The organism is Prosthecobacter sp. (genome assembly GCF_044373815.1).
Classification (GTDB): domain Bacteria; phylum Verrucomicrobiota; class Verrucomicrobiia; order Verrucomicrobiales; family Verrucomicrobiaceae; genus Prosthecobacter.
In genome coordinates, this window is record NZ_JBIPNG010000584.1 from 1 (window position 1) to 3,597 (window position 3,597).

The window sequence follows — 3,597 nt, forward strand, 5'->3', positions numbered from 1 at the left end:
GGCGGGCTCGATCAGTTTGCCGGCCCGACCCGCAAAGCTGTTTTCAAGCTGCAGCGCCTTGTCCTCCGAGTCGGTCTTCGGATAAGTCGAAGCCGCCCAGATCAGAATGGAAATGCCCATGATGATCGTCCCGGCACGAACCAGAAACATCCGCGCACGCTGCCACACATGCAGCAGGATGCTCTTGATCGCGGGCATCTTATATGACGGCATTTCCAAAATCATCGGACTCGCCGCGCCTTTCATGACGCACTTGTTGAACAACCAGGCAAAGAAGAACGCGCCAAAAGTGCCCAGCCCATAAAGCCCCAGCATGATCCCCGCCTGCGTCAGTGCACCGACTTCCCCCACCGGAAACAGCACCCCAATCAGCAGCGAATAAACCGGCAAACGCGCCGAGCAGGAGGCCAGCGGCGCAATCAGAATCGTGATCAATCGGTCCTTGGGACTGTCGATCGTGCGCGCAGCCATCACGCCGGGAATGGCGCAGGCATACGAACTGAGGAAGGGCAGGAACGACTTGCCGTTGAGGCCCACCTTGCTCATCGCCCAGTCCATGATGAAGGCGAGACGCGACATGTAGCCCGTGTCCTCCATGATGCCGATGAAGAAAAACAGGATGAGAATCTGCGGCAGGAAGATGACCACGCCACCGACTCCAGGCACAACGCCATTCACGATGAGGTCGCGGAAATCCCCGGCAGACATCAGTCCCTCCACCCAGGTGCCCAGCTGGCCAAATCCGGCCTCAATCCACCCCATGGGGCCCTCCGCCACTTTGAAAATGAGGAAGAACAGCAGCCCGAGCACCAGCAGCAGGTTCACGAATCCAAGCACCGGGTGCAGCAATACGCGGTCGATTTTCGTGGTGATGGTCTCGATTTCCTGATCAGGCCGCTTCAAAACCTGCTCGCACAGTTTCTCGATGCCGCGATAGCGCTCGGCGACGAGTTCGTCCTCCCAGCCCGGAAAGCTCGCTTCCATGCTGCTGCGCAGCTCATGGATGCGACCGATCTGCGCGTCAGCGATGCCATCATGCGTCGGATTGTGATCGGACAGCAAATACAGCGGCTCCAGCAATGAAGCCCGGCTGTGAATCGCTCCAGTCTGGCACAAAGTGCCGCGGCTTTGTTCCAGTGCGGCTCGCACCCCTTCTGGCAGCTTCGCGCTCTGCCACTTCGGCGGTGTGAGGTCTTCACGACTCAGGGCCATCTTCAGCTCAATCAGCCCCTGACCACTCACCGCCTGGGTTTGCACTACCACGACCCCGAGCAGTTCGGACAGTTTGGCGGCATCAATGCGCCACTCACGCTGCACCGCCACGTCCATCATGTTCAGCACCAAAATCGTCGGCAGGCCGAGTTCCAGCACTTGGCTGACCATATAAAGATTGCGCTCCAAATTGGCCGAATCCACCACACACACCACCCGGTCCGGACGCGGCGTATCAGGTCGGCGCCCCAGCAAAACATCGCGCAGCACGGCTTCATCCGGTGAGCGGGCATTCAGGCTGTAAGCACCGGGCAGGTCGATCAGCCTCAGTTTTTTACCATGTTGGCTGTAGCACTCGCCGATCTTCTTTTCGACGGTCACCCCGGGGTAGTTCGCCACCTTCTGCTTCAACCCGGTAAGCAGGTTGAAAAGTGTGGTTTTCCCGGAGTTCGGGTTGCCCACAATGGCGATGAGTGGCGGTTCAGACGTGGCCTGGCTCATGCGGCGGCGGGGGAGATGGCGATGAATGCCGCCTCATGATTGCGCATGGAGAGATGGGAACCGCGCACGCAAATTTCGATGGGTTCGCCCAGCGGCGCACGTCGCGTCACACGGACGCGGGTTCCCGGGACAATGCCCATTTCTCGGAGCCGCGTCAGCCCCGAACGCCCGGTGGGCATGGCTTGGACGATGGCATCTGTGCCAACAGGAAGTTCAGCAAGGGTGGCGGCGTACATGAAAGTATAACGGTCCTGCAACTGAGACTCTGTCGCAGAACGTCGATTGAGATTAACAAGAACTGCGATTCTGGCAAATGCGGACTTAATGCAGATTTTGCGCATACCCGGTTCACACCGCCTGTTTTCTCCCCCTTGCCACAGGGGTTGCACCGGCTCTGAAAGCCGCTAGTCTGCGCGCCCTCGAAATTATGTGGAAAGGCCGATTTGCTCAGGAAACCAGCGCTCTCGTTCAGCGCTATGGAGAATCCGTGTCATTTGACTGGAGGCTCTACCCCCATGACATCGCCGGTTCCATCGCGCATTCCAAAGGCCTGCTCAAAGCCGGCATTTTGACCGCGGAGGAGCAGCAGCAGATCGAAACCGGCCTGTTGGCCATCCGCCAGGAGATCGAATCAGGAAACTTTGAGTTCAAGGAGTCGCTCGAAGACGTCCACATGAACATCGAGTCGGAGCTGACCAAGCGCATCGGCCCCGCCGGTGCCAAACTGCACACCGCCCGCAGCCGGAATGACCAAGTGGCCACGGACGTGCGCCTTTACTGCCGGACGGAAATCACCCGCATCATTGATCTCATCTCCGCCATGCAGGCCGCTCTCGTCGAGTGCGCCGAGCGCGGCGGCGACACCGTCATGCCCGGCTACACCCACCTCCAGCGTGGCCAGCCCGTCCTCTTTGCTCATCATCTCCTGGCCTACGTCGAGATGCTGTCCCGTGACTCGGACCGCCTGACAGATTGCCGCAAACGCCTCAATGTCATGCCTCTCGGCTCCGGCGCTCTGGCCGGCAGCACCATCATCATCGACCGCGAGTTCGTGGCTCAGCAGCTTGGCTTCACCTCGGTGACGCAAAACTCCATGGATGCAGTCAGCGACCGTGATTTCGTCGCCGAACTCCTCTTCGCCATCTCCCTCCTGGGTGTCCATCTCTCCCGTCTGAGCGAAGACGTGATCCTCTGGGCCAGCGCCGAATTTGGCTTCGTGACCTTGAGCGATGCACACACCACCGGCTCGTCCTTGATGCCGCAGAAAAAGAACCCGGATGTCGCCGAACTCACCCGCGGAAAATCAGCGCGCCTGATCGGCAACCTCATGAGCATCCTCACCCTGCTCAAAGGTCTGCCGATGACGTACAACCGCGATCTGCAGGAAGACAAGGAGCCCCTGTTTGACTCCATCGACACCAGCGTCATCGCCCTTCAGGTGTTCACCGAGATGATCACCGGCATGGACGTGAACCGCGCCAAAACGACCGCCGCAGCAAGCGATCCGATGCTGCTGGCCACCGATCTGGCGGACTACCTCGTCAATCATGGTGTGCCCTTCCGTCAGGCCCATGAAGTCATCGGCAAACTCGTGGCTTACTCCATTGAGCAGCAGCGCGCCTTTGGCGACATGACTCTGGAGGAATTCCAGCGCTTCTCCCCGGCCTTCGCCGCCGATGTGACCGCCTGCTTGAACTTGGAAACCGCCATGGCCGCTCGCAAGGGCATCGGTGCCCCTTCGCCGCAGAATGTGAAAGCGCAGCTGGCCCGCTGGCGCAAAGCCTTGACCCCTGAGTGACCGGCATGCAGATCCCGGATTTTGAAATCTACACACCTGGGGCCGAGTCGGGCTGGCAGAAGACCCGCAGCGAGGCGCTGTTTGCC

Annotated in this window: 3 protein-coding genes; 1 reads left to right on the forward strand and 2 read right to left on the reverse strand. The window is 59.9% G+C overall.

All coding sequences use genetic code 11. The features are described 5' to 3' along the window. Positions 1-1,713: ferrous iron transport protein B (feoB, locus tag ACIREA_RS28610; protein ID WP_397385734.1), on the reverse strand; the 1,713-nt coding region annotated here is incomplete at its 3' end. Beyond that, positions 1,710-1,949, reverse strand: coding sequence for a ferrous iron transport protein A (locus ACIREA_RS28615; protein WP_397385735.1), 240 nt, complete (start codon positions 1,947-1,949; stop codon positions 1,710-1,712). The genes ACIREA_RS28615 and feoB, both read right to left, overlap by 4 nt. Positions 1,950-2,140: 191 nt before the next feature. Between ACIREA_RS28615 and argH the strand changes: the two genes are divergently transcribed. After that, positions 2,141-3,511: an argininosuccinate lyase gene (gene argH, locus ACIREA_RS28620; RefSeq protein WP_397385736.1), complete on the forward strand. Its 1,371-nt coding sequence runs from the start codon at positions 2,141-2,143 to the stop codon at positions 3,509-3,511. Positions 3,512-3,597: the final 86 nt, after the last annotated feature.